General features: G+C 66.4%; 16 protein-coding genes, 1 pseudogene and 1 CRISPR repeat array. Of the genes and pseudogenes, 10 read left to right on the forward strand and 7 right to left on the reverse strand.

All coding sequences use genetic code 11. The features are described 5' to 3' along the window. Positions 1-64 precede the first annotated feature (64 nt). The 5 genes from ACM9HJ_RS04620 to ACM9HJ_RS04640 form a co-directional block, all read right to left on the reverse strand. Complete coding sequence (locus ACM9HJ_RS04620; protein ID WP_416570516.1) at positions 65-889, reverse strand: cupin domain-containing protein; 825 nt, start codon at positions 887-889, stop codon at positions 65-67. 12 nt (positions 890-901) lie between these two features. Next, positions 902-1,204, reverse strand: coding sequence for a hypothetical protein (locus ACM9HJ_RS04625; RefSeq protein ID WP_416570517.1), 303 nt, complete (start codon positions 1,202-1,204; stop codon positions 902-904). Then, positions 1,201-2,250 carry a class I SAM-dependent methyltransferase gene (locus ACM9HJ_RS04630; protein ID WP_416570518.1) on the reverse strand — a complete coding sequence of 350 codons (1,050 nt, stop codon included), beginning with the start codon at positions 2,248-2,250 and terminating at the stop codon, positions 1,201-1,203. Before ACM9HJ_RS04630 ends, ACM9HJ_RS04625 begins: the two co-directional genes overlap by 4 nt. Positions 2,251-2,390: 140 nt before the next feature. Further along, entirely contained in the window at positions 2,391-3,281 is an 891-nt protein-coding gene (locus ACM9HJ_RS04635) for a hypothetical protein (RefSeq protein ID WP_416570519.1), read from the reverse strand. Continuing rightward, complete coding sequence (locus ACM9HJ_RS04640; RefSeq protein WP_416570520.1) at positions 3,274-4,584, reverse strand: MFS transporter; 1,311 nt, start codon at positions 4,582-4,584, stop codon at positions 3,274-3,276. Before ACM9HJ_RS04640 ends, ACM9HJ_RS04635 begins: the two co-directional genes overlap by 8 nt. Before the next feature lie 194 nt (positions 4,585-4,778). Here ACM9HJ_RS04640 and ACM9HJ_RS04645 point away from each other — a divergent pair, with 194 nt between their 5' ends. From ACM9HJ_RS04645 to ACM9HJ_RS04665, 5 genes are all read left to right on the forward strand, one after another. Beyond that, the gene (locus ACM9HJ_RS04645) at positions 4,779-5,714 is read left to right on the forward strand and encodes a LysR substrate-binding domain-containing protein (RefSeq protein ID WP_416570521.1); all 936 of its coding nucleotides are present in this window, start codon (positions 4,779-4,781) and stop codon (positions 5,712-5,714) included. A gap of 90 nt (positions 5,715-5,804) precedes the next feature. Further along, positions 5,805-6,494 carry an isochorismatase family protein gene (locus ACM9HJ_RS04650; protein WP_416570522.1) on the forward strand — a complete coding sequence of 230 codons (690 nt, stop codon included), beginning with the start codon at positions 5,805-5,807 and terminating at the stop codon, positions 6,492-6,494. A gap of 16 nt (positions 6,495-6,510) precedes the next feature. Next, positions 6,511-7,473 carry a polysaccharide deacetylase family protein gene (locus ACM9HJ_RS04655; protein WP_416570523.1) on the forward strand — a complete coding sequence of 321 codons (963 nt, stop codon included), beginning with the start codon at positions 6,511-6,513 and terminating at the stop codon, positions 7,471-7,473. Continuing rightward, positions 7,470-8,393 (forward strand): polysaccharide deacetylase family protein, encoded by a 924-nt coding sequence (locus ACM9HJ_RS04660; protein ID WP_416570524.1) that lies wholly within the window; start codon positions 7,470-7,472, stop codon positions 8,391-8,393. The genes ACM9HJ_RS04655 and ACM9HJ_RS04660 overlap by 4 nt, the downstream gene beginning before the upstream one ends. Before the next feature lie 100 nt (positions 8,394-8,493). Continuing rightward, on the forward strand, positions 8,494-9,288 hold the full coding sequence (locus ACM9HJ_RS04665) for a GntR family transcriptional regulator (protein ID WP_416570525.1): 795 nt from the start codon (positions 8,494-8,496) through the stop codon (positions 9,286-9,288). A 433-nt stretch (positions 9,289-9,721) separates the two neighbouring features. Here the strand turns inward: ACM9HJ_RS04665 and ACM9HJ_RS04670 are convergent, their stop codons facing one another. Both ACM9HJ_RS04670 and ACM9HJ_RS04675 read right to left on the reverse strand, forming a co-directional pair. Beyond that, positions 9,722-14,164, reverse strand: coding sequence for a DUF3320 domain-containing protein (locus tag ACM9HJ_RS04670; RefSeq protein WP_416570526.1), 4,443 nt, complete (start codon positions 14,162-14,164; stop codon positions 9,722-9,724). 13 nt (positions 14,165-14,177) lie between these two features. Continuing rightward, positions 14,178-15,572 (reverse strand): annotated as a pseudogene (locus ACM9HJ_RS04675) (DUF4011 domain-containing protein); the annotation flags it as partial. Between the two features lie 65 nt (positions 15,573-15,637). Here ACM9HJ_RS04675 and ACM9HJ_RS04680 point away from each other — a divergent pair. The 5 genes from ACM9HJ_RS04680 to cas2 all read left to right on the forward strand — a co-directional run bounded on the left by ACM9HJ_RS04680 (position 15,638) and on the right by cas2 (position 25,033). Continuing rightward, positions 15,638-16,900 (forward strand): metallophosphoesterase family protein, encoded by a 1,263-nt coding sequence (locus tag ACM9HJ_RS04680; protein ID WP_416570527.1) that lies wholly within the window; start codon positions 15,638-15,640, stop codon positions 16,898-16,900. Further along, positions 16,897-20,337, forward strand: a complete 3,441-nt coding sequence (locus tag ACM9HJ_RS04685; protein ID WP_416570528.1) for an AAA family ATPase — start codon at positions 16,897-16,899, stop codon at positions 20,335-20,337. Before ACM9HJ_RS04680 ends, ACM9HJ_RS04685 begins: the two co-directional genes overlap by 4 nt. A 237-nt stretch (positions 20,338-20,574) precedes the next feature. Further along, the gene (cas9, locus tag ACM9HJ_RS04690) at positions 20,575-23,769 is read left to right on the forward strand and encodes a type II CRISPR RNA-guided endonuclease Cas9 (protein WP_416570529.1); all 3,195 of its coding nucleotides are present in this window, start codon (positions 20,575-20,577) and stop codon (positions 23,767-23,769) included. Between the two features lie 3 nt (positions 23,770-23,772). Next, positions 23,773-24,750: a type II CRISPR-associated endonuclease Cas1 gene (gene cas1 / locus ACM9HJ_RS04695; protein WP_416570530.1), complete on the forward strand. Its 978-nt coding sequence runs from the start codon at positions 23,773-23,775 to the stop codon at positions 24,748-24,750. Further along, positions 24,728-25,033: a CRISPR-associated endonuclease Cas2 gene (cas2, locus tag ACM9HJ_RS04700; protein WP_416570531.1), complete on the forward strand. Its 306-nt coding sequence runs from the start codon at positions 24,728-24,730 to the stop codon at positions 25,031-25,033. The genes cas1 and cas2 overlap by 23 nt, the downstream gene beginning before the upstream one ends. A gap of 75 nt (positions 25,034-25,108) precedes the next feature. Then, positions 25,109-26,068: a CRISPR direct-repeat array (repeat unit 36 nt; unit sequence AGTTTAGCCGATAGGGATTTGCGGTCCAGCCGCAAC). Positions 26,069-26,102: the final 34 nt, after the last annotated feature.

Below are 26,102 nucleotides of genomic sequence, written 5' to 3' on the forward strand. Positions count from 1 at the left end.
TATGATGCATCCCATGTCAGATTGTTGATCTTGGCGGCGGCGGTTACGCCTTGTCCACCGAACCTCAGAAAGCGAGGGGGGTGCCGGGCACTTCGCCGCGGCAGGTCTCCAGCGATGGCGGCAGCACCGGGTCGTAGGGTGGCCACCATTGGAAGGGGCGGTCGGGCGGTACATAGTCCGTGGTCAGCGGCCCGCCCTTGGTGCGGAAGAAATAGAGGTTGCCGGTCAGCGTGCCGTAGGGGCCGTGTGGCACCGTCGGCGGGCGCCAGAAATAGGCGCCGGGCCGCATGACCCCGCGATTGCCATGCACCTCTCCGCCCAGCAGATACATCTCCTCCACGGTCGGATGGACCTCCGACCGTTCCGCCCAGCGCACCGGCAACGTGCCCAGCAGCCAGGAGACGTCACCCGTCACCGGATCCTTGTAGAGCAGCTTGCGGCCGGCACCGGGCGGGAACTCCGGATGGAAGTTGCCCGTATAGGGAATCTGGTACCCATCGGCCCGCAGCACCAGCCGGGCGGGATCATAGGTCGCAGGCACCTCCACCCCCGCCGGGTCGCCCGACAGGAAGGTCAGCACCACGGCCCCGGACACGCTGGTCAGGCTCCCGCGCTGGAACCCGGCCGGCAGGTGGGCATAGCAAAGGTGGCCATAGGCCTGATCGTCGATGGCGAGCGAGCCGTCGATGACCAGGAATTCCTCATCCACCGGCAAAGACGCGGCGGAAGCGGTATAGCCGGCGGGATAGCGGACCAGCATGCTGACCGCGCCGGTCTCATCATCCCGGCTGAGCAGCCGCGCCTCCACCCCCGGCCGCAGACCCCACAGGTCGTGGGGCTGCCAGGGGATATGCTGCGATTGGACGAACTCTACCCATGAGCGTGCCAAAATCGTGGCTCCTCAAGTCGAAGAAGGGTTAGTCGGGACATCGCCGGAAAGCGGCGTGCGCGGATCGGGATCGTCGCCCAGCACGCGCAGAAGCTTGCGCATCGACGCCTCCAGCTCACCGCGCGAGCGGGACAGCAAGGCGGCGTCATCGGCCAGCGCCGTCAGGGCACCCGGCGCCAGGGCGCCCGCGCGCTCCAGGGCGGTTTCCAGGGCCAGGCGGCCCGTGCGCTCGATATGAAGCTGGGCGGCCAGCTCGAACACGAGCCCGGTCAGCCGGCCGATATCCGGCTGCATGGGGGGTAGGTTGGGGATCATTGCGGCTTCTCCGCTTCAAGGACGGCCCAGGGGAAATGCCATTCGGGGCGCTCGGGCCAGGACAGGGTCTCCTGCCTGCCGCCACCGCGTTCGTCGAACGCGACCCAGCGGGCATTGACCAGACCGGCAGCCGCCGCCATGGCGGGCAGGTCGGCGGCGATCATCGGCGGCAGGAAAGGTTCGTTGTTGCGGGCACCATGTTCGACCATGGCCAGATCGCGCAGCCCGTCGCCCGTGCGCTGGAAATCCAGGAAGCGCAGCAGGCCGCCCGGCGCCAGCAGGCGCGAGGCCTCCTTGAAGATGTCGGGCAGCACGTCGGTCGGCACCTCATGCACGAACATGGTGGAGGTCACCAGGTCGGCACTGCCCGTCTCCAGCCCCGTGGCCACGGCGTCGGCCTGGCGGAAGCGCACGGCCAGGCCGCGCTCGCTGGCCCGCCGTGCCGCCAGTTCCAGACACGGCAGCGCCAGATCGACGCCCACCACCTCGGCCTTGGGGAATGCCTGTTTCATCGGCCAGGCGGACTTGCCGAAGCCGCAGCCCATATCGACGATGCGGCGATAGGGGCGGGCCGGCAGGGCGGTGCGGGTGAACAGGCGGTGGAAGCCGTAATCGTCATTCTCGCCCAGCATCACCAGCCGGGCACCCAGCTCATAGACGCGGCCGGCCAGATCATGGGACCAGAAGCTGCCGGGCTGCAAATGGATGTCCCAGTCCGTGTACCATTGCGGCAGCACCAGATCGGGGTCGGGTTCCACGCTGGCAGGACCAGCGGGCGGGGCGGCCAGATCCCCCTCATGCACCACCGCATCGGTCACGGCCCGCCACAGCATCTTCTGCGATCCGCGCTCCAGCCAGGAGAACCACGGATATGTCGGCAGCCCATGCACCAGGGGGGCAAGGCTGGCCGCGTCGTTCACCCGTGGCGGCGGGGGTTCGATGGCGTCGAAATCCCCCCGCAGCCGGGGATAGACCGTGGCCGCCCAATGGCGCCGCAAGCTCAAGACGAAATCCAGGTTGGCCCGGTCTTCCAGTGCCATCACCATGGTTCACCCTCCTTATCGTGGTGCCGGTAATCCGGCACAGCAGCCCCCGTTGCCGCGCCGCACAGGCGACGCAGCCAAACCTCAGGATGGGCACCGTCCTTCAAGGTTCCCGCGGGCAAGGTTCCCGCAGGGAAACCCCGTCAGACCGGCCCGATCAGTTCAATCCACTCACCCGCCGCTCCCCGGCAGCAGGTGGCGGCCCCGCCCCCCGGCAACAAGGCCGGCAGGGTCGCCGCATTCTCCAGCAGGGCCGGATCATCGACGGCGAAACTCACCATCGCCATGCCGGGCGGCAGCTCCCCTTCCGGCCGGGGCCGGGGACGGGTCACGTCCGGATAGGCGTCCAGTTCGATCAGCGTGCCCAGGGGCAACTTGATCAGCCCGTGCGCATGCTCGGTCTCCGGCGACAAGCCATTGGCCCAGGAAATCACCTGCACCTTGGTTGAAACCGGCGGATCGATGTCATTGCCGAAGCTGGCATAGGCGTTGAACATCGCCGGCAGGTCAGGCCCGCCGGCCACAACGATGAAGACATGGCCCACGAACCCCTTGGCCTGGGCCAGATCAAGCCCGCTGCCATCACCCACCTGGGTGAAATAAAGGCACTCCCCGGCCGGTCCCAGCACCTGCATGGCGCGGATCATCGGGAAGCGCTGCAGGCTTTTCGGCGGGCCGATGATGCGGAAGAACGGGCTGTTCTCCAGCTTCTCGGCCAGCTTATCCACCTGCTGCACCAGAATCTCGGTGGCGTTCCAGCCATGGCTGGTCAGCGCCTGGTAACCCGCCGCCGCCTTGCTCTCCACGAAGCGCAGGAAGGACGGGGTGCCGCAGGCGGGTGCCAGCGTCATATAGGCCCGGCCCGCCATGGCGGGTGCCGACCAGGACGCCGCCACGGGTGCCGGCACATGGCCTTCCTCCACCACGCGATAGCCCAGCACCTCCGTATAGGCGGTGCGAATCACCGACAGGTCGGGCACGCAATGGGTGACCGCCCGGATGGTGCCCAGCAAGGGACGGGACGCCTCAGCCATGGGTGCGGTCCCCCTCGCCGATCATGCGCTCCACCGCTTCCACACCCTTGCGATATGCGGGCATGCCGAAGGACAGGATGATCAGGGCGGCCCCGCCGACGGTCGCGGCCTCGATGCTCATGGCCCAGCCCAGCTTGGACGGATCGCCAAACATGTCGGTCATCCAGCCCACGGGCGGCGGGCCGATCAACTGCCCGGAAATGGAGATCACCAGATAATAGATGGCCGTGGCCTGCGACTTGATCTGACCGGGCGCCAGCAGGCTGAGCGAGGCGGGGCCGGCCGCCGCTGCCATGGCCTGACCGACGAAGGCGAAGAACAGGGCGGCGATGGCCAGTTCCGCCGTCGGCATGATCGGATAGAGCGCGAAGCCCGGCACTGCCACGAACAGCCCCGACAGGAGCGTGCGCAGGGTGGCATCCTTGCGCCCGGCCCTGATCCAGCGGTTGGTCAGCCAGACGCCGATGGCCGTGCCGATGGGGCCGCCGGTCAGGAACATCACGCCGGTGGCGATGCCGACATCACGGACGTTCCAGCCGAAGCTGCGTTCGAACAGGCTGGCATTCCAGAAGGCCAGTGATCCCATGGTAACGACGGCGGCCGATCCCACGAACAGCACGCCAAAGGCCCGCCAGCGCTTGCCGATGAAGCGCAGCGCCTGGGGGATCGACGCCTTTTCACCATCCAGGCCGGATTCCGCATCCACCACCCGCTCCTGGCGCGGCGGTTCGCTGAAGGTGAACATCAGGGCGGCCAGCAGCAGGCCCGGCAGGCCGACGATCAGAAAACTCATCTGCCAGGGCTTCAACTCACCCAGCAGCGGCACCACCACGCCCGGCAGGCCGGCAATGGCATGGACCAGCGGCCCACCCAGCAGGAAGGCGGCACCGGCGCCTAAGAAAGTGCCCGACATGAACATGGAGAGCGCACGGGCGCGTTTTTCACGCGGAAACCGATCGCTGATCAGCGATACGGTGCAGGGCGCCAGCGCCGCCTCCCCCAGCCCGACACCCAGGCGGGTGGCGAACAGGGCCGGAAAGCCCTTGGCCAGGCTGGCCAGCGCCGTCATCGAACACCAGATGGTGATGCCGACGGCCAGGATGCCGCGCCGGTTGTACCGGTCGGCCATCCAGCCCAGCGGCAGGCCCATCAGCACGTAGAACACGCCGAAGGCGGGCCCCAGCAACAGACCGACCTGGAAATCCGTCAGGCCCAGATCACCCTTGATCGGACCGATCAACAGACCGGGCAGGAAACGGTCGATGTAGGAGACGATCTGCGCTGTTGTGAGCAGGATTACCATATACCAGCCAGACCGCAATGCGTCGCGCATCCGCTGCATTTGCCCTTTACCCGTCTCACCTGCCGTCAGGGCACTCGTCATTGGCGTGCTCCTTTGCTTGTTTGTTGGGGATAGCGTCCGGGAAATAACCCATCATGACAAACGATATGATTTGGCCTAAGATGTGAAGGAATTTCACAATAGCAGAGGGCGCCATGCGCAGCCTTCCCTCGATCGAGACCCTGCGGGCCCTGGACCGCGCGGCCACCCACGGCAGTTATTCCGCCGCCGCCGACGAACTTGGCCTCACCCATGGCGCCATCAGCCACCGTATCCGGGAGTTGGAGGAACGGCTGGGCATCACCCTGTTCCGGCGGGCCGGGCGCGGCATGGCGCCCACGCGCGAGGCGGTGACCTTGCTGGCCCATGTCCGCCAGGCCCTGGCCATCCTGGACCGCGCCTTTCCCGACCATCGCCGCAGCGACGGGAACGAGGCGCTGGTCATTTCCATCCACCCGGCACTGGCCACGCGCTGGCTGCTGCCACGTCTGGGCAGCTTCACCCGGACGATGCCCGACGTCGCCGTCACCATCCGCTCCACGGCCGACCTGGAGGAATTCCTGGTGCGCGGCGTCGATCTGGCCATCCGCTATGGCGCCGGCGACTGGCCCAACTGCACCAGCCTGCGGCTGGGGGGAGAGATATTCTATCCCGTCTGCACCCCGGAATACCGGGACCGGCTGGATATCCGCACGCCGGAGGACCTGCGGCGCTGCACCCTGCTGCGCCATGGCTGGCAAAGCTGGTCGAACTGGCTGCGGGCGGCGGGCCTGCGCATGCCGGAACCCACAGCCGGCCTGACCCTGTCCGACAGTTCCATGCTGGTGGAGGTGGCCAGCAGCGGCCAGGGCGTGGCGCTGGCCGGCAGCCTGATGGTGCAGGAGGAGATCAGGCGTGGGCGTCTGGTCCGGCTGTTCGATGTGCGAGCGGAGGATATCTATGGCTATCACCTGGTCTGGCAGACGGGCACGGTGTTGAGCGCCAGCGCGCTGTCCTTCCGGTCCTGGGTCACCGACTGTTTCGCCGACACCATGGCCGAAATCACCGGCGATCCGGCGCCGGTGCCGATGGGCGATGCAGACCCCGGATGATTTTTCCAATAATCCCCATTGCTGCACCCGCGCGAATGCGCTTAAATGATATAAAGTTATATCAATCAGCATGCAGAGCGAGGCGAACAGATGCGGTTCGAGCCGACGATGGTGCGGGAAGAGAAGACGGCCCGCGCGCTTTATGAACAGGTGAAGGCCAATCCTGCGCGGGCCAAGTTCGGCTTCGGCAACAGGCTGGCCATCGTCAATGTCGATTTCCAGCAGGCCTATACGCGGCCCGACCTGTTCCCCAAGACCTCCTACGTCACCGATCCCGACCAGATCGCGCATGTGAACCGGATCAGCGCCGCCGCGCGCCGCCTGGGCATGCCGGTCATCTGGACCCGCGTGGCCTACAAGCCGGACGCGGGCGATGCCGGTGTGTGGGGCACCCGCACCAACACGCCCGACAGTTTGCAGAACATCAGATATGACAGCGAGCGCCACGCGTTCGACACGCGCTGCGAAATCGATCAGGCGGTCGACCTGATCTATACCAAGCGCATGCCCTCCGCCTTCTTCGAGACGCAGCTCGCCTCCTACCTCGTCTGGCACAAGGTGGACACGGTCGTCGTCACCGGCGGCAGCACCTCGGGCTGTGTGCGCGCCACGGCAGTGGACAGCCTGTCGCACGGCTACCGCACCATCGTTCCGGAGGAATGCGTGGCCGACAAGCATGAGAGCTATCACTACGCCAACCTGACCGACCTGCTGCTGAAATATGCCGATGTGGTCCAGGTGGCGGAGGTCGATGCCCATCTGGCATCGCTGGCCAAATAAGCGCGGAGGGCGGAACATGCAGCGCGACCCCAATCTCTATGATTTCTGGCCCTATCGCGACCGGCCCAAGATCACCTGGCCCGGCAACAAGAAGCTGGCCTTCTGGATTGCCCCCAATATCGAATTCTATGAACTGGACCCGCCGACCAACCCGTCGCGCAAGCCCTGGGGCCGGACGCATCCCGATGTGGTGCCCTATTCGGCCCGCGACTGGGGCAACCGCGTCGGCCATTGGCGGCTGATGGAGGTGATGGACGAGTTCACGCTGCGCGGCAGCGTCAGCCTGTCCGTCGCCATGCTGGACCATCACCCGGAGATCATCCGCGCCTGCGTGGACCGGGACTGGGAATTCTTCAGCCATGGCATCTACAATACCCGCTATTCCTACAACATGACCGAGGCGCAGGAGCGCGCGGTCATCGAGGACAGCATCCGGTCGGTCCAGGACGCCACGGGCCAGCGCATCCGCGGATATCTGGCCCCGGCCCTGACCCATACCGAACGCACCATGGACCTGCTGGCCGAATATGGCTTCTGGTATACCTGCGACCTGTTCCAGGACGACCAGCCGCAGCCGGTGAAGGTGAAGGGCGACAACCGCCTGATCTCCATGCCCTACAGTCTGGAGGTCAACGACGTCATCACCTATGGCGTCTATAACCAGAGCCCGCGCGCCTATGCCGACGCGCTGATGCGCCATTTCGACCAGTTGCTGGAGGAAGGGGCGGAGACGGGCACCGTCATGTGCATCCCGCTGCACGCCTATATGGTGGGCCATCCGCACCGCATCGGCGCCTTCCGCGAGGCGCTGCGCTACATCACCGGCCATCGCGACGATATCTGGGTAACGACGGCCAAGGAGATCGCCCAGTTCTACCGCGACAATCATTACGACCAGACCCTGGCCGACATCGCCCGGCGCGGCAATGCACGGCCCGGCACCGGCTTCAATCCCGGCCTGAAGGGGAACACGCGATGAGCCTCCTGCCCGACAGCTATCTGGTCTATCCCCAGCGTCACAAGGGCCCCGATCACGGCTTCTATCCGGCCTCGCCGGTGCGGACCCGCGCCCCCATCACCCTGCCGGGTGGGGCGAAGCTTGGCCTGTGGGTGGTGGTGCCGCTGGAATATTTCCCGCTGAACCCGTCCGGTCTGCCCTTCAAGGCGCCGGGGTCGATGCAGACGCCCTATCCCGACCTGCGCCATTACACGACCCGCGATTATGGCAATCGCGTCGGTGCCTACCGGCTGCTGAAGCTGTTCGACAGGCTGGGCCTGCGCGCCACCTTCGCGGTGCAGGGGGCGGTCGCCGACCGCTATCCAGCCCTGGTCAAGGATGTGCTGGCCGACGGGCACAATATCTGTGCCCATGGCTGGGACAATGACAGCCTGCACCATTCCGGCCTGTCGGCGGAAGCCGAGCAGGGCTATATCGCCATGACCCTGGGTGCCATCGAGAATGCCGCCGGCAAGCGTCCCGACGGCTGGTTGAGCCCGGCCCGCGCCGAAGGTTTCGCCACCCCGGCCCGGCTGGCCGATGCCGGCATAAGCTGGTTCGCCGACTGGGCGCATGACGAGCTGCCCACCCGCTTCCAGACGGGGAAGGGCGAGCTGGCCGCCCTGCCCTTGTCCAACGAGCTGGATGACTGGCAGATCCTGATCACCCATTCCCGGCCGGAACATGAATGGGTGAGCCAGGTCACCGACGCGGCCAACTGGCTGTCGGACGAGGCGGTGCGGTTCAACAGCCCGCGCCTGCTGACCCTGACGGTGCGCCCCTATGTCAGCGGCCTGCCCTACCGGGTGAAGACCCTGGGCGAGAGCCTGAAGGGCGTGCTGGACCGGGCGGACTGCGCCACCGTCACACCGACCGACCTGATGGGTGCGCTGTCCGCTTAACCCAGGATCGCCTCTGCCTTATCGCCATTCTTGTGCATCGGTCACAAGATGCGGATAAATCAGGGGCATTCCTTCTTCCCCCGTCCCACGGACAGGCTTCATGGACCATGCCTCGACTCCGGCAGGATTGAGCCCGGACCAACTTGATCCCACGGCCCCCACCCCGCTCTATCACCAGATTTATCTGGTGCTGCGGGAGAAGATCCGGACGGGCGAGTTTCCGGCCGACAGCACCATCCCCGGCGAACAGGAACTGTCCAAGCTGTTCAACGTTTCCCGCATCACGGTGAAACGCGCGCTGAACGAGCTGGCGGCCCATGACCTGGTCAGCCGGCATCGCGGGCGCGGCACCGTCGTCACCGCGTCGGCGGCATTGCCCCAGGTCCATGGCAGCTTCTACAATCTGATCGACAGCCTGAAGACCATGGGCCTGGAAACCCAGGTGCAGGTCCTGGAACTATCTGATCTGCCGGCCCCGACCACCTTGGCCGCCTTGTTGGACCTGGAACCGGGTGCGACCGTACAGCGGGCCGTGCGCCTGCGCAAATTGTCGGGCGCGCCGTTCAGCTACCTGATCCAGTACATGCCGGCCGACATCGCCGCCTGTATCAGCGCAGCGGAGCTGGAGGCGGTGCCCACGCTGCTTCTGCTCGAACGGGCGGGTTTCGCCGCCTTCGACGCGGAACAATGGATCACGGCCGTCGCCGCCGAACCCCATATCGCGGCCGCGCTCGACCTTGCATCGGGTTCACCGCTGCTCAGGATCGAGCGTGTCATGCGGGACCGGTCGGGACGCGCGGTGCAACTCATCCATGCCCATTACCGGCCCGACCGTTTCAAGTATCATATGCGTTCCAGCCGCAAGGACACTGACGGCTGGAACGCGGAAGGCTGATATCAAAGGTCCGCAGAATCAGCACGACAAAGTCCGGGACATTTGGAGCAAGGGCGGTCGTGGCCGCTGATGAGCGTGACGGGGATTCAGAATCCCGACCCTTCACGAAACCCCAAACGTGCAGCGAGCGATGATTGTCAGAGCGAGGTCAGCCTAACCTTGCCAACCATCTGATTTTCTATTGGGAGAAAATGGCGGACCCGACACGATCGAACGCGCGACCTCTGCCTTCGGAGAGCCCGGGCGCTTGGCGGAAAAGTGCCCTATTATCAAGGTTTCTGCGAATTTCGGCTTACAGGACTGCACTGATTTTGACGTCTGCCGGCAAGGGTTTGAGCGATGATACGTCCGTTCCCAGCGTGGTTCAGCATGGCGGAAGGATTGAACTACCCCGAAGCCAAGGACTTGTAATGCTCAACCTTGGGAAACGACGTCAATCACGGATATGTCCGGTGACAGGCTTTGCCAAGCTCAGGCGCTCCCTCGCCACAGCACTCAATCGGCGGATGCCGAAACGCCGCGCCGCCTCGGACACTGAATCCTCCGCCGACACGCATCCACGAATGGCGGCGGTCAGTTCCGGCAGGGCGATATCCTCCACCATGCGGATATCATCGCCGGAATAGGGATAGCGGGCCCGTTCCCAGGTAGCCGGCGCCATCGCATCGGCCCAGATGAAAGCAGCACCGGAAGGCTCCGTCTCCAGATGGGCCACACCACGCGCCACGGACAGGACACGGTCACGGATCTGCCGCCCAGACCGCTTGAAACCATGGGCACGGGCGATCCGTTCGACCAGCAGGCTGTCGCGGATGGGGGCCTCACAGGCGACCGCGCGCAGGACCATGTCCTTCAGGACAGGCGCATAATCCGCATCGTGGAATCGCTCCGGTGCGATCACCGCCTGGCCACTGAAATCCGTCATGCGGTAATCGCCGCCCAGCAGCTCCGCCACCGGTTCAGAGGGAGCCGCTTCCGGCTCCTCCGGGTCCGGCGCTTCGAAGGCCAGGTCGATATCCGGGATGGGCGACACCTCGGGACGAAGGGCCGCCTCCGCCCGCGATCGCTCCAGTTCCTGGTTCAAGGCCGCATCCAGCCGGTCGAGCGCACCCTGCGCGTCGATCCACCAATCCGTGGACCAGACCCGCACCAATGACCAGCCCAGGCTTTTCAGCACCTCGCCGCGTACCTTGTCACGGTCACGCGCCGTGGCGGCGCTGTGATAGGAGGCGCCGTCGCATTCCACCCCGGCCAGGAAATCGCCCGGCCGGTCGGGATGCACCACACCCAGGTCGATACGGAAACGGGAAACGCCGATCTGGGGTATGATAGTCCAGCCGCGCCGGCGCAGGCCCTGCGCTACCGCCTGTTCGAACGGTGATTCAAAGCCCCCCACCGATCCGATCACCGCCTCGCCCAGCGCGCGCGGCCCGCGCTCGGCATATTCCAGGAAATGCTTCAGGTCGCGCACGGCGTCGGAACTGGTGCGGTTCAGATCAATCAGGTTGGGCGGGAAGGAGGTGAAGATCATCATCTCTCGGCGCGCCCGGGTAACCGCCACGTTCAGCCGCCGCCAGCCGCCGGCCCGGTTCAGCGGGCCGAAATTCATGGGCATGACGGGCGCGCCCGGCGTCTCCGGTCCATAGGCGATGCTCAGCAGGATGACGTCGCGCTCGTCGCCCTGCACCGTCTCCAGGTTCTTGACCACCACCTTCTCCGGCGCATCCTCGGCGAAATGCGGCTCCAGTTCGGGGTGGCGCCGCCTTGCCTTGTCCAGCAGATCCTCGATCAGCTTCTGCTGCTCGGCATTCAAGGTGATCACCGCCAGCGTCAGGGCCCGGCCCTTCTCATCGACAAAGCCGGGATCGAGCAGCCGGCGCACCGCCTCCGCCACGATGGCTTCCGCCTCCGCCTGGTTGGTGCGGCTCTTGCCCTTGGACCAGGCCCCCGCCACCTGGCGAAAACCGACCATCGTGTCGCGCGTCACGGGTGCGGGGAAGGTAATCAGATCGCCATCGTAATAACGGTGGTTGGAAAACGCGATCAGGCTTTCATGCCGGCTGCGATAATGCCAGCTGAGCCGCCGTTGCGGCAGGCGGGCACCCAGACATTCCTCCAGGATGCTTTCCTGGTCGGCCTCCGTCTCCCCGTCATCATCCTCCGCCCCGGCGCCACGGTCGAAGAAGCTGGTGGGCGGCATCTGCTTGGGGTCGCCCGCCACGACGATCTGCCGGCCCCGCGCCATGGCACCGACCGCATCCCAGGGCGTGATCTGCGATGCCTCGTCGAAGATCACCAGATCGAACGGTGCGGCGTCCGGCGGCAGGTACTGCGCCACCGACAGCGGGGACATCAGCAGACAGGGCGTCAGCGTGGTCAGGGCCGGCCCCATCTCCCCCAGCAGCTGGCGCACCGGCTTGTGCCGTTTCTGCAACTTCAACTGGTGGGCCAGCGCGCCGAAGCCGCTGGGTGGCGCCTTGTCGTCCTTGGGCGGGATGCCGCCGGCGATGCGGGCACGGATATAAAGCTGCGTCAGGCCGGCGAATTCACGGTCCATGTCCCGGAAACGCTGGATCACATCCATATGCTCGGCCAAGGAGAAATCGCGCACCAGCGGCTCGGCATCGATGGCGGCTTCCGCCCACCAGCGGGCATAGGCGATGTCGAACGCCGCCACCGCCTCGCCGGCTGGAACGGCACCGGCCTCCATGGCGGCGACCAGCGCCCCCAGGTCGAGATCAAGCGCCGCCTGCCGGGCACGGCACCAGCCGGCCCAGGCGTTCAATTGCGCGGAGCGGGCGGTGATGGCGGCGGCAATAGTCTTGCACTCGCCCGGCAGATCGGCAGCGTCGATCGGGGCCGGGGCGGCGGCGGTGATCTCGAACTCCGTCTTCGCCGCGACGAAGGCGGCATGGGCGTCCAGGTAAAGCTGCCCGGCGGCACCGACGGCCCCTTCCGGCGCCAGCATGTCGTTGGCGTCGACGCACAGCCGCCGCAGCGCCGTGCGCAGGTCGATCAACTGCTCCGGGGTGCGCGCCGCCCCCGCGATGGCCGGGCGCAAACTTCCCGCCACCTCCAGCACCCGGCCCAACCGGTCCAGATCGGTCGCCACCCCGTTCCAGCCCGGCAGGCCGGGCATGAGGTTCAGTTCATCCAACTGGGCCAGCAGTGCCTGCAACCGGCGCAGGCGCGGCAGGGCCGTATCCGGGTCCATCTGGCCGGACGGGTCCAGACGGGCCACCAATGCCTTCTTCCGACTGATGGACAAGGGCCAGATCGACTTGACCGCCGCCGCCCAGGCGGCATCCAGCTCATCCAGGGCCAAGCCCTTGACCGTGGCCGGATCGAAGGGGCGGGACAGCCCAGCCGCCTCATCCCTATATTCGCGGATGATCGCCACGGCACGCGGCGCCAGCTCCAGCATCTTCGCAGCATTCGCGCCAAAGGCGAAGCCCAGCTCCAGCCCGGCCGCCGATTGCAGCACCGATGCCAGCGTCGCCAGCGCCGCCAGCCCGCGCCGGTCGGCATCGACGGGCGCCCCCAGCAGGGCCAGCAGCCTTTCCCGCGCCACAGCCAGCGCGTCCGCCGACCGGGCCAGGGCGACGGCATGGGTCAGCAGTTCCGCCTGCCAGGCGTTCGACCATTCCGTGCGGCCGACATGCCCGAACGCCGGATCCTGGCCGGCGGCGGCCCCGCGATGCAGATCCAGCCGCCGGGCCGCCTCGCGCAGGGCTTCCAACTCATCGGCGCCATGGGCCGACATCGGCGGCCAGCCCAGGCGGAACACCTGGCCATGCCCGTCGCGCACCACACGGCCGATGGCGTTGTACAGCGTCATTCCATTGGGCCGGCGGCGGTGCATCGCCTCCACCAGCCGGTTCAGGTGGTCGCGGCTGGTTTTCAACTCGGCCGCCCGGCGGCGCCAGGCCTCGGCCGGATGTTCCTCCGCCGTGGTCCAGGCCGCATCGAACTGGCGCAGCACCTCCTGCTTGGACGCCTTGTTGCTGTGCAGTTCCAGGCAGAACGGCCCCAGCCCATGCGCCACCAGCCGGCGATGAACGACATCCAGGGCCGCCCGCTTCTCCGCCACGAACAGCACCTTGCGGCCCAGCGCCAGATTATGGGCGATCATATTGGCGATGGTCTGCGATTTGCCCGTCCCCGGCGGCCCGTCCAGCACGAAATCGCAGCCTCGCGCCGATCCCACCACGGCGGAAAGCTGGGAACTGTCGGCCGGAAGCGGCGTGAACAGTTCGTCGGGCTGGACCGAGCCATCCAGGTCGCGTGGATGTGGCGGCCCTTCGCTGCCGGCGAAATGCTCACGCGGCGTTTCCAGCAGATGGCGGACGACCGGATTGCGCTTCAGCACCTCGGTGCGATCGACCAGATCCTTCCACATCAGGTATTTGGCGAAGGAGAAGGTGCCCAGCATGACATCCTCCGCCACTTCGAAGCCCGGCGTATCGCGCACCGCCCGGCGCACCAGGTTCCAGATGCGGTCAACGTCGATGCCGCTGTCATCCACCGGCAGCGCGCCGGCCAGTTCCGGGATGTCCAGATGGAAATCCTGTCGCAACATCTGCAGCAGCGTCAGATTGAAACGCGGCTCATCCTCATGGATGGAGAGTTTCACGCCTGACCGGACGCTGCGCCGCTCCAGCTTCACCGGCAGCAGCAGCAAGGGGGCGCGATATTGGCGCGCATCGCTTTCCGACTTGCGCCACAGCAGGAAGCCGGCCGCCAGGAACAGGGTGTTGGCCCCGCCCTCCGCCATGTCCGACTGGGTCTTGCGATAAAGATCGGCAAGCAGCGCATCCAGCTTGTCGGGCGGCGCCAGCGACAGGATCTCCCCCCTTGTCCAGCGCCTCGCGCGCATAGGCCAGGTCCAGCGCCTCCCCCGACCGTTGCAGATGCAGCGTCGCGTCGCGCCCGGCCGCCCCTTCCAGCTGCGGTGCCGCGACGATCCGGAAACTGGCGCCGTCGGCCAGCCTATCCTCCAGCCCCGCCGGATCGGGGCAGATCAGACGGATGGCGGCCGGCCCTTCCTTCACATTCAGCAACCGGTTGCGTGTGGTCAGTTCCAGCAGCTTGCGCTGCCAGCGGGCCAGCCGCCCCTCGGCGGTAGCGGGCGGGGCATCGGGTTCGGCAAGGTCGAAATCTGGCAGGGCCGGGGCCGCCTCCAGCGCATCGCCGGCCGGGTCGGACACGATTTCCGCCGGCACCGTGGCACCGCCCGCATCCGCCATGGCCAGCGGCCGCAAACGCTGCATCCGCGCCCGCCTGATGTCCAGCGCCAGGACGAACTCCTCCTCCCGCTCCTCCCCGATCTGGCGGTTGGCCTGCGCGATGGCGCGGGAGAAGGCGGATGGCGCGCCGCCCGTGGCCATCGTCGTCTCGAACAGCACCAGTTCCTGCAGCGCCACCCGCTTGCGCAGGCTGGCCGCGTCATGCACCAGCAGGGTGGCGAATTCCTGGGGCTGGAGCCAGACGCCGGCAAAGGCGTGCCCCCGCGTCATGACGATGACGGGATAAAGCCCCACCTGCTCCATCACCGCCGCGAAAAGCAAAGCGGTATCCAGGCAGGTGCCAAGCCCCGTCTCCAGCACCTGCGACGGGGTGCGCACCTTCTGCCCCTGATATTCGAAACTGGCCGGCGGCTCGGCATAGGTCAGACGCAGGCCGCACATAGCGGACCAGATGGCGGACGCCAATTCATGCACCCGCGTGCGGCTCTTGGACTGGTAGCCCTCCATGCTGTCCGTCCGGCCACCACGGCGCAGCACCTCGCTGGCCGCCTTGACCAGTCGGCCCACCGCCGGATCGTTGGGCAGGATGAAGGCCGCCAGCAGTTCCGGCATGGCGCCTGCCCCACCCCATTCGTTGCGCGCCAGCAGTTCGATGGGAAAATCCCGCAGCGCCTCCACATCGCCGCTCCAGGCCCGCAGGCTGACCGTGGCGCGCACCGCCTCGCTCAACTGCAACAGCAGACCGGCATTCAGCTTCAGGTCCCGCTTGGTGATGTGTGTTTCCCCGCCCGGTGCCACACGATCCAGGCGCCATTGCGCCGCCTCGAAGACCGGCGGGTCGGCGCTGATCTCCACCACCACATTTTCCAGGACTGCGCCGCCAAGATTGAGGATGCGCAGATCGCGCAGCACCGGTACTGAGTTCTGATGCGAGGCGAAGCTGAGCTTGGGCGCCAGCACCGCATCGATTGCAAGTGCATTCACATCATCTGCCGCAGGATGATTGTCGCCATCCTTGACCATCTCTTCAGTCGACATGATGATGCTCCCTAAAGATGAAAAAGCCTGATGATAAGCATAATACACATCCAGGGTGGAATAATATGACCAGGTTCCACTTCATCCATGCCGCCGACATCCATCTGGACAGCCCGCTGCATGGGCTTGCCCGGTATGAAGGGCTGCCGGCGGACGAGGTGCGGGGCGCCACCCGTGCGGCCTTCGACAATCTGATCCAGCGGGCCTGCGACGAGGCGGTGGATTTCATGCTGATCGCCGGCGACCTGTTCGATGGCGACTGGAAGGATATGGGCACCGGCCTGTATTTCGCCCGCGCCATGGCGAAACTGGCCGCCGCCGATATTCCCGCCTTCCTTCTGGCCGGCAACCATGATGCGGCATCGGTGCTGACGCGGCAATTGCCCTGGCCCGACAATGTCCGGCTGTTCAACACCCGCCGTCCGCAGACGCACATGCTCGATCATCTGGGCGTGGCCATCCACGGGCAGAGCTTCGCCAATGCCCAGGTGCTGGACAATCTGGCGGCAGCCTATCCGGCGGCGCGGGAGAACCATTTCAATATCGGCATGCTGCACACGGCCCTGACCGGGCATGAAGGCCACGCCCCCTACGCGCCCTGCACCATCCAGGACCTGACCGCCAAGGGCTATGATTACTGGGCGCTGGGCCATGTGCATGAGCATGCGGTGCTGGGCGAACGGCCGCATATCATCTTCCCCGGCAACCTTCAGGGCCGCCATATCCGCGAGACGGGGCCGAAGGGCGCCGTGCTGGTGGAGGTGCAGGACCGTACGGTCGTCGGGTTCGACCATATCCCCCTGGACGTCGTGCGCTGGGCGCAGGTGGAGGCGGATTGCACCGGCGCCCGGAACCTTGACGATGTGAACGCGGCCACGCGCGCCGCCCTGGCCCACCACCACGCCCAACAGTCGGATGGCCGCGCCGTCATCGCCCGCGTCACCCTGACCGGGCGCACCGCCCTGGCCGGCCTGCTGCGCGACCGGCAGACGGTCCAGCGTGACGAGGTGCGGGCACTGGCCGCCGCCATCGCCCCCGACCTGTGGATCGAGAAGCTGCGGGTGACGGCCACCCCACCCGACATCCCGGCAACGGAGGCCGCCACCAGCGATGATTTCCTGGCCCTGCTGGCGGAAGCGGCGGCGACGCCCGATCTGGCCGAGGCTTTGTCCCAGGAGTTGCGTCCCTTCCTGGCCGCCGCCGCCAAGGCGCTTGACGAGCAGGGCGACGGCCCGGCCGGGCTGGCCGCGCGCGGCGACTGGACCGCCCTTCTTTCCATCACCGGCACGGCGCTGAACGCCCGGCTGGCCGGCGCGGAGACCGAATGATGCGTTTCTCCGAGCTTCACCTGGAACGCTATGGACGGTTCGAGGATCACCGCCTGCGCTTTCAGCCCGGCCCGCCCGATTTCCACATCATCTATGGCCCCAACGAGGCCGGGAAATCGACGACCCTGGCGGCCGTGACCGACCTGCTGTTCGGCATCCCGCAGCGCAGCCCCTATAATTTCCGCTTCGATTACGCCCTGATGCGCATCGGCGCCGTGCTGGAGGAGGATGGGCAAAGCCTGCTGTGCCGCCGCCGCAAGACCAAGGATAAAAGCCTGATCGACGCGGACGACCAGCCCGTCAATGAGGGGCGGCTGGCCGCCCTGCTGCACGGCCTGACGCGCGATACGTTCGGCGCCGGCTTCAGCCTTGACCAGGCCGGGTTGCGGGCGGGCGGCGAGGCCATGGTCAAGGCCAATGACGATCTGGGCCAGGCCCTGTTCGCGGCGGGTTCGGGACTGACCGGCATCGCCGCGCTGCAGGCGGCCTTGACCGAAGAGGCCGATGGCATATGGGGTGCCCGCGCCGCGGCGCGCCGCACCTTCACCATCGCCGAACGCCAGTATGAGGAAAGCCAGCGCAGCCTGAAGGAACATCTGCTGCGGCCCAAGGAATGGTCCGACGCCAGTGCGGCCGTCGCCCGCCGCGAGGAGGAACTGAAGGAACTGAAACAGCGGCAGACGGCCCTGTCGGCGGAACGGCGGGCGGTGGAGCGGCTGCGGCGGACCAGCGCCCCACTGCAACAGCGTGCCGCCCTGCTGGCGGAAATCGCCGCACAGGGAACCGGCCCCGGCTTCACCAGCATGGAGGAGGATCGCGCCGAAGCGGCACTGGCCACGCTGGCCAAGGCCGATGCCGATCGCGGCGTGTCGGAAAAGCTGCGCGACGAGGCGGTGGAGAAGCTGGCCACCCTGTCCCCGGATGCCATCACCGATCTGGCCGACAGGATCGAGGCACTGGTGGAACGGCGCGGCGCCATCACCAAGGCGCAGGATGATCTCCACCGGCTGGAAACGGAACGAAGCGACATGGCGGCACAGGTCCAAGTCCTGCGCGCTGAACTGTCCATCCAGGACGACCCGCCCGCCGCCGCGACCATGGTCCGGCTGCGCGCCATCGCCACCCGCCATGCCAATGCCGAGGCCGGCCGCCGGGCGCATGAGGAATCACTGGCGGACCCGCGCCGCAAGGTGCTGACCCTGCGCAATGAGTTGGCCGACGCCCCGCTGGCCGAAGGTCTGGGCCTGCTGCGCACCGCCATCGCCCGCGCCCATGGGTTGGGGGAGGATTTCGACGGGCGCTGTGCCGAGGCCATCGCCGCCGCCGAAGAAGCCGAACGCGATGGCGCCACGGCATTGGCGCGGCTGGCCCCCTGGCAGGGCGATGCCGGGGCACTGGCCCGGCTGCAAACCCTGGCCGAACCGGAAATCCAGGCGGCGCAGGACCAATGGCAGCAACTTGCCGCGACGATGGCCGGGGAGCAGCAGGAATGCCGCCGCCTGAATGAGGGGATCGAACGGGTTCGCGCCGACCGCACCCGGCTGGCGGATGCCGGTCAGGCCGTGGCCCTGGATGATCTGATCCGCACCCGGACGGAGCGCGACACGCTCTGGCACGATATTCAGGCCCATCTGCTCCAGCACCTGCCCCCCCCAACCGGTTCCAGCGATGCTTTCAGCGCCGCCCTGACGACCACCGACACTCTGGCCGACCGGCGGTTCGACAATGCCGAAGCATCCGCCAGGCTGGCCCTGCTGGATGGGGAACTGGCGGCGCTGACCCTGCTACGCGAACAGGTGGCCAAGCGGCTGGCCGATGCGCAGACCCTGATGGAAGCGGCAAAGCGGGAATGGTCCGAACGCTTGTCGGCCAGCCTCCTGCCAGTGCTGGACCCCGTCCGACTGCGTCATTGGCAGGCCTTGCGGGAAGAGGCGCTGGACAGGCAGCAAACCGCGCTGGAGGCCAGGCGGCAGGCGACACGCGACCTTGAACGCCGGGCGCAGGCCATCGACCTGCTGCGGGAAACCATGGCATCGCCGCCAGCCGCGGCCGACCGGCTGGCGCCCCTGCTGACCGCGGCCGGGCGGGAGAAGGAACAAGGCGAGAAGCTGGAAACCGCCTTCACGGAGAAGCAGGCCACGCTCACCAGCCTGGAAAGCCAGATCGCCAGGGCCGAACAATTGATGGAGCAGGACAGGCGCCAGGCCGAACGGGCCCTGGCCGACTGGGCGGCGGAACCGGCCGCCGCCGGCATCACCCTGGACCCCATTCGCATCGACGATCTTCTGTCCCGGATTGACCTGCTGCGCACCAGGCTGGAGGGCGTTGCCGGCCATGAGAAGCGCATGCAGGGCATCCAACGCGACCGGCAAGGTTTCACCGCCGATATCGCGGCGCTGGCGACCCAGGCCGGGACGATACCCGATGCCGATCCGGCCAGAACCCTGGACCTGTTGCGCACCCGGCTGGCCCAGGCCCAGGCGGTGGCCCAGACCATGACGGCGCTGATCCGGGACCGGGATCGCCGGCGGACGGAGCTGGACGCCGCCGAGGCGGAACGGCGCAAGGCCCTGGCCAGTCTGGCGCCAATCCTGGCCCAGGCCGGTCTGGACGATCCCACCACGCTGCCCGCCCATATCGAGGCCTCCCGCCGCCAGCGCAGCAACCAGGCACGGCTGGCGGAGATGGAGCGGCAGATCCTGGCCAATGGTGACGGCCATGCCCTGGCCGATCTCACCGCCGCCTGGGAAGCCAGCGATCCCGACCGGACGGCGGTGCGGGCCGGGGAGCTGGAAGGGGAGCAAGCCGAACTGACCGAAAGTCTGTCGGCGGCAGCCGATGCGCTGGGCGAGGCGCGCCGCGCCTTCGCCATCCTGGACGAACGGCCGGGCAGTGCCGCCGCCGATGCCGCCGATGCGGAAGCGGCATTGGCGGAAATGGGCGCGCAGGCGGATGCCTATGTCCTGAAACGGGCACAGTCGCTGATGCTGCGCTGGGCCATGGACCGCTATCGCGAGCGGCGGCAGGACCCGTTGCTGCGCCGGGCCTGCGACCTGTTCCGCACCCTGACGCTGGGCCGGTTCAGCGGGTTGCGCATCGATTACGAGACCACCACGCCCCGGCTTCTCGGACTGCGCGATGATGGCACCACCCTGGTCCCGATCGACGGGATGAGCGAGGGCACCACCGACCAGCTGTTCCTGGCCCTGCGTCTGGCCGCCGTGGAACAGTCCATCGCTGCCGGCGTGCGGGTGCCGTTCCTGGCCGACGACCTGTTCGTCAATTTCGATGATGAGCGTTCGATGGCCGGCCTGCGCGTGCTGGCCGATCTGGCCCGCTCCACCCAGGTCCTGTTCTTCACCCACCACGCCCATCTCTGCGACCTGGGCCGCGACGCGCTCGGGGTGGAGGCACTATCGGAACACCGGCTGGCGTGACCGCTGACCAAGGCCGGAAAGCAAAGGGGCGGCCCCGAGGGACCGCCCGCATTTGGTGCGCACGGGAACAAGCCCGGCACGTGTTAACGGATGGACCGCAAATCCCTATCGGCTAAAACAGTGATCAAAGCCATCACGTGTTTGATATTTGTTTATCTCTCTTTGATTGTCAATCCACCATGTTTATGGCCTGATTAAATCTCGCATAAAGAGAAATCAATCAGGGATGGCAAGAATATGCCCAGCCGCCGCTACCGTCTCGCCCTCGATGTCGGCGCCACTTCCATCGGCTGGTGTGTCACCGAGTTGGGCCCATATGGAGAACCCTGCGGACTGGCCCGTCTGGGCGTGCGGGTGTTTCCGGAAGGGCGCGACCCGCAAAATGGCACCAGTCTGGCGGTGGACCGGCGCGTGGCGCGGCAGGCGCGGCGGCGGCGGGACCGGTTCCTGCAGCGACAACAGCGCCTGATCGCCGCCCTGGTCGATGCCGGCTTGTTTCCCGCCGACCGCGATGAGCGCAAGAAGCTGGAACGGCTCGATCCCTACGCGCTGCGTGCCGCCGCCGCCACGCCATCGGCCCTGACCGCGCACGAACTGGGCCGTGCCCTATTCCATCTGAACCAGCGGCGCGGCTTCCGCTCCACCCGCCGCCCCGGTGGGGAGGTGGACGCGGCCGAGGAAGGCAAGATCAAGACCGGCATCAATGCGCTACGGGAAAAGATTGAAGCGTCGGGCTTGCCCAGTCTTGGCGCTTGGCTGGCCGCCCTGCACAAGGACAAGGAGCCGATACGCGCTCGCCTGTCCGGCACCGGCGCCAAGGCCAGCTATGATTTCTACCCCTCCCGCGAACTGACGCAGGCGGAGTTCGACACGATCCGCGACTGTCAGGCCCCGCACCACCCGGCGGTATCGCCCGCGCAGTGGGACCGTATCCGCGGCGTGATCTTCCACCAACGCAAGCTGCGCCCCGTCGATCCCGGCAAATGCGTGCTGGAAAAGGGGGAGGATCGCGCGCCCTGGGCCCTGCCCTTGGCCCAGCGCTTCCGCATTTTGCAGGAAGTGAACAATCTGCGCATCCTGCGCGAGGATTTCAGCAAGGAGCCCCTGCCCGCCACCGCGCGCGAGGCGATGCTGGCCGCCCTGATGACCAACAAGGACCGGGAATTCAAGCACCTGCTGAAGGCAGCCAAGCTGTCGTCCGAAACCAAGCTGAATTTGCAGGATGAGAAGCGCGAGCGGTTGAACGGCGACGGCACGGCCACAGCGCTGAGCGACAAGAAGCGTTTCGGTCCCCTCTGGCGTGCCCTGCCATCGGAAGACCAAGCCGAAGTGGTGACCCGCCTTCTGGACGAAAATGCCGAGGCCGACGATCTGGTGCCCTGGCTGCGCGAACGGTTCGGCCTCTCGCCGGAAGCCGCCGGTGCCGTGGCCGCCGCCAGCCTGCCCGATGGCCATTGCCGCCTGTCGGTCGCGGCCCTTTCCCGCATCGTGCCCGAGATGGAAAAGGGCCTGCGCTATGACGAGGCGGTGCTGGAAGCCGGCTATGACCACCATTCCGACCTGCGGTCGGAGGGTGAGGGTCTGGACAAGCTGCCCTTCTATTGCGAGGTACCGGCCCTGGAACGGTTCCTGTCCTTCGGCAACGGGAAGGACAAAGAGATAGAAAAGGACCCGTTCCGCCGCATCGGTCGCATCGCCAACCCCACGGTCCATATCGGCCTGAACCAGATCCGCACCGTGGTGAACGACATCATCCTGGAATATGGCAAGCCGGAAGAGATCATCGTCGAACTGGCCCGCGACCTGTCGCAATCGGCCGAGGATCGGCGCAAGAAGCAGCGCGAACAGGCGGACAACCAGAAGAACAATGACCGCCGCCGCAAGCAGCTGCGCGAATTGGGCGTGGAACCGACACCCGACATGGTGATGCGTCTGCGCCTGTGGGAGGAATTGCCCTTCGATGGCGTAATGCGCAAATGCGTCTATACGGGCGAGAATATCAGCGTCCACCGGCTGCTGTTCGAGGATGTGGATATCGACCATATCCTGCCCTACAGCCGCACGCTGGATGACGGGGCCGGCAACCGCATCGTCTGCCTGCGCCGCGCCAACCGCGACAAGCGCAACCTGTCACCGGTGGAGGCGTTCGGGCATTCCCCCAGCGGGTACGATTGGGCGGAAATCCAGGCGCGCGCCGCCATGCTGCCGCCCAACCGCCGCTGGCGCTTCGCAACCGACGCCATGGAACGGTTCGACAATCAGGAAAGGTTCCTGGACCGGCATTTGAACGACACACGCTATCTGTCGCGCGTGGCCCGGCTCTATCTATCCTGCCTGTTCAATGAGAAGCAGGAAGGCAAACTGCGGGTACGGGCCGTGCCCGGCACGCTGGTCGGCCTGCTGCGCCGCAAATGGGGCCTGAACGATTTGCTGTCGGTGGATGGGCACAAGAACCGTGACGATCACCGCCACCACGCAATCGACGCCGCCATCATCTCCATCATCGACCAGGGCACCATCCAGATGGTGCAGATGGCCGCGAAGAAAGCCGCCGATCAGCATCTGGACCGGCTGCTGGACGACCTTTCCCCCCGTTACAACTGGTTCCGCGACCATCTGGAGGATCGGCTGGGCCGCATCGTCGTGTCGGTGAAGCCCGACCATGGCATCGCCGGCCGCCTGCACGAGGATACGGCCTATGGCATCATCGGCCGGCCCGAACAATGGCGTGGCCACACCCTGGTCTACCGCAAGCCGCTGGGTGCTTTGACCGCCGGGGAGGTGGAGCGCATCCGCGACAACGCCTTGCGCAAAACATTGCAGGCCCATATCGCCGCGGAGGAATTGGCGGGGAACGACCTGAAAGCGGCAATGGAGAGCTTCCGCAACCGCGACGACCATGATTGGCCCCTCCTGCGCCATGTCCGCCTGACCAAGCCGGAAGCCAGCTTCGAGCGGATCGGGAACCGCCGCACGGGCATCCCCTACAAGGCCGTGGTGCCGGGGGAAAACCTGTGCGTCGATATCGTGGCCGATGCCAAGGGCCGCTGGACCGGCCGCGCCGTCACCCTGTTCGATGCCGCCCGCCGGGCCCGGGGCAATGGCGGCACCCTGCCGCCGCCCGGCCCGGACGTGGTGATGCGGCTCTATAAGGGTGACATGGTGCGCCTGGACGTGGAGCGACCGGATGGCACCGTGGGACAGCAGGTGATGCGCGTGCACATCCTGGAACTCTCGGCCGGCCGCATCCGGTTGGCCCCGCATAATGAGGGCGGCAAGCTTCAGGAACGCCATGAGCGGACGGCCAAGGGCGGAGACCATTTCCGCTGGTCGATCATTTCCTTCGATGTGCTGCGCAAGCGCCATGCCCGCAAGGTGGTGGTCACACCATCTGGCCGCCTGCGCGATCCCGGCCCGCATCCGGAGACCTGAGCCATGCCGGGACGGGTGGTGGAGATTTCGACCGATGGTCTTCACCTCGCCGTCCTGCGCGGCTTCCTGGTCGTGAAGGATGGGGAGGGGGAGCGGGGGCGCGTGCCCCTGGACGATATCGACGCCATCATCGCCAGCGCCCATGGCCTGACCTTCTCCGCCAACCTGCTGCATGCGCTGGCCGACCGCAACGTGCCCTTCGTGGTCTGCGGTCCCAACCACATGCCGGTGTCCCTGATGCTGCCCGTGGCGGGCCACCATGCCCAGACCGGCCGCGTCCGCGCCCAGATCACGGCACCGCTTCCCCTGACCAAGCGGCTGTGGCAGGGGCTGGTGCAGGCCAAGGTGCGCAACCAAGGGGCGGCACTGGCCCACCAGGGCGTGTCATCCGGCGCCTTCACCACCCTGGCGCGGCAGGTGCGTTCCGGCGACCCGACCAATATCGAGGCACAGGCGGCCCGGCGGTATTGGCCCCTGCTGATGGGCACGGATTTCCGGCGGGATAATGAGGCCGGCGGCGCCAACGCGCTGTTGAATTACGGCTATGCCATCCTGCGCAGCGGGGCCGCCCGCGCCGTGGTGGCGGCCGGCCTGCATCCCTCCATCGGCATCCACCATTCCAACAAGGGCAATCCCATGGCCCTGGTGGATGATGTGATGGAACCGTTCCGCCCCCTGGTGGACCTGGCCGTGCTGCGGCTGATCCGGGCCGGCGTGGCAGAGGTAACGGCCGAGGCCAAGCGCGACCTAGCCGCCATCCTTATCCAGGACCTGACCACAACGCGTGGTACCACGCCCCTATCGACCTGCCTGCACCGGCTGGCCACCTCCCTGGCGGACAGTTATCAGACCGGAGAGCCGCGACTCGACCTTCCCCTTTCCCCCCTGCCCCTTGACCTCGCCGCCGGCCCGGGCCGGCCGATGGAGGATGAAGATGGCGCTGACTGGATATCGGATCATGTGGATGATGGTCCTGTTTGACCTGCCGGTCAAAACCAAGATCCAACGCCGCAACGCCACCCGCTTCCGGCAATTCCTGCTGGACCAGGGCTTTGAAATGGCGCAGTTTTCCGTCTATCTGCGCTGGTGTTCCGGCAAGGAGCAGGTGGACGCGACGACCAAGCGGATCGCCGGCCAGGTCCCGGCCAAGGGCAGCGTCCAGATCGTCACCATCACCGACCGCCAGTATCAGAACGTGACCTGCTTCGACAACAGAACAAAGAGAAAACCACGCGAGAATCCTGCGCAATTGGCGCTGTTCTAGGAGGCTTCATGGACCGGAAGAAGACAAGGAAAACCCTGAAACAATCCTATTTTTCAATAGGTTGCTTCAGGGCAGAGTTTAGCCGATAGGGATTTGCGGTCCAGCCGCAACGGCGCACAACCCGGACCACGCGGACCGGGAAGTTTAGCCGATAGGGATTTGCGGTCCAGCCGCAACAGTCATCGACCATCCCGACATGGGCTGGGGAGTTTAGCCGATAGGGATTTGCGGTCCAGCCGCAACAAGCTGCGGCAGGTCGGGCAGACGGATGCGAGTTTAGCCGATAGGGATTTGCGGTCCAGCCGCAACACGACCGCTCATCGAGCGTCACCAACGGAGAGTTTAGCCGATAGGGATTTGCGGTCCAGCCGCAACTGGCGCAAGGGCTTCCACATCGCTTTCCAGAGTTTAGCCGATAGGGATTTGCGGTCCAGCCGCAACGACAAGATCATCAGCGATAAGTCAGAGTGGAGTTTAGCCGATAGGGATTTGCGGTCCAGCCGCAACCTCTTCCTTGTCTGGGGTAGCCTTCTCCGTAGTTTAGCCGATAGGGATTTGCGGTCCAGCCGCAACCAGTTCAATCCGCTGCCGGTCGTCATCCCTAGTTTAGCCGATAGGGATTTGCGGTCCAGCCGCAACTATCTGTACGAGGTCCATACCGATATCGCCAGTTTAGCCGATAGGGATTTGCGGTCCAGCCGCAACGCCTCCGATAGGGGGCGGACCACCACCTGCAGTTTAGCCGATAGGGATTTGCGGTCCAGCCGCAACGGGCCCAGGCCGCGCTTGCGCAGGACGCCGAGTTTAGCCGATAGGGATTTGCGGTCCAGCCGCAACACTTCTTGATGATGCCCAGCGGCCTGGAAAAGTTTAGCCGATAGGGATTTGCGGTCCAGCCGCAACAGCGGCGACTTCCTCAACAGCCGGTTCCTGAGTTTAGCCGATAGGGATTTGCGGTCCAGCCGCAACGATGTGGAGGGTGTTATGAAAGTTGGAGATAGTTTAGCCGATAGGGATTTGCGGTCCAGCCGCAACGCTGACCGCCCCAGCTATGCGGCCATGCTTAGAG

This window comes from Niveispirillum sp. KHB5.9 (genome assembly GCF_048066115.1).
Taxonomy (GTDB): domain Bacteria; phylum Pseudomonadota; class Alphaproteobacteria; order Azospirillales; family Azospirillaceae; genus Niveispirillum.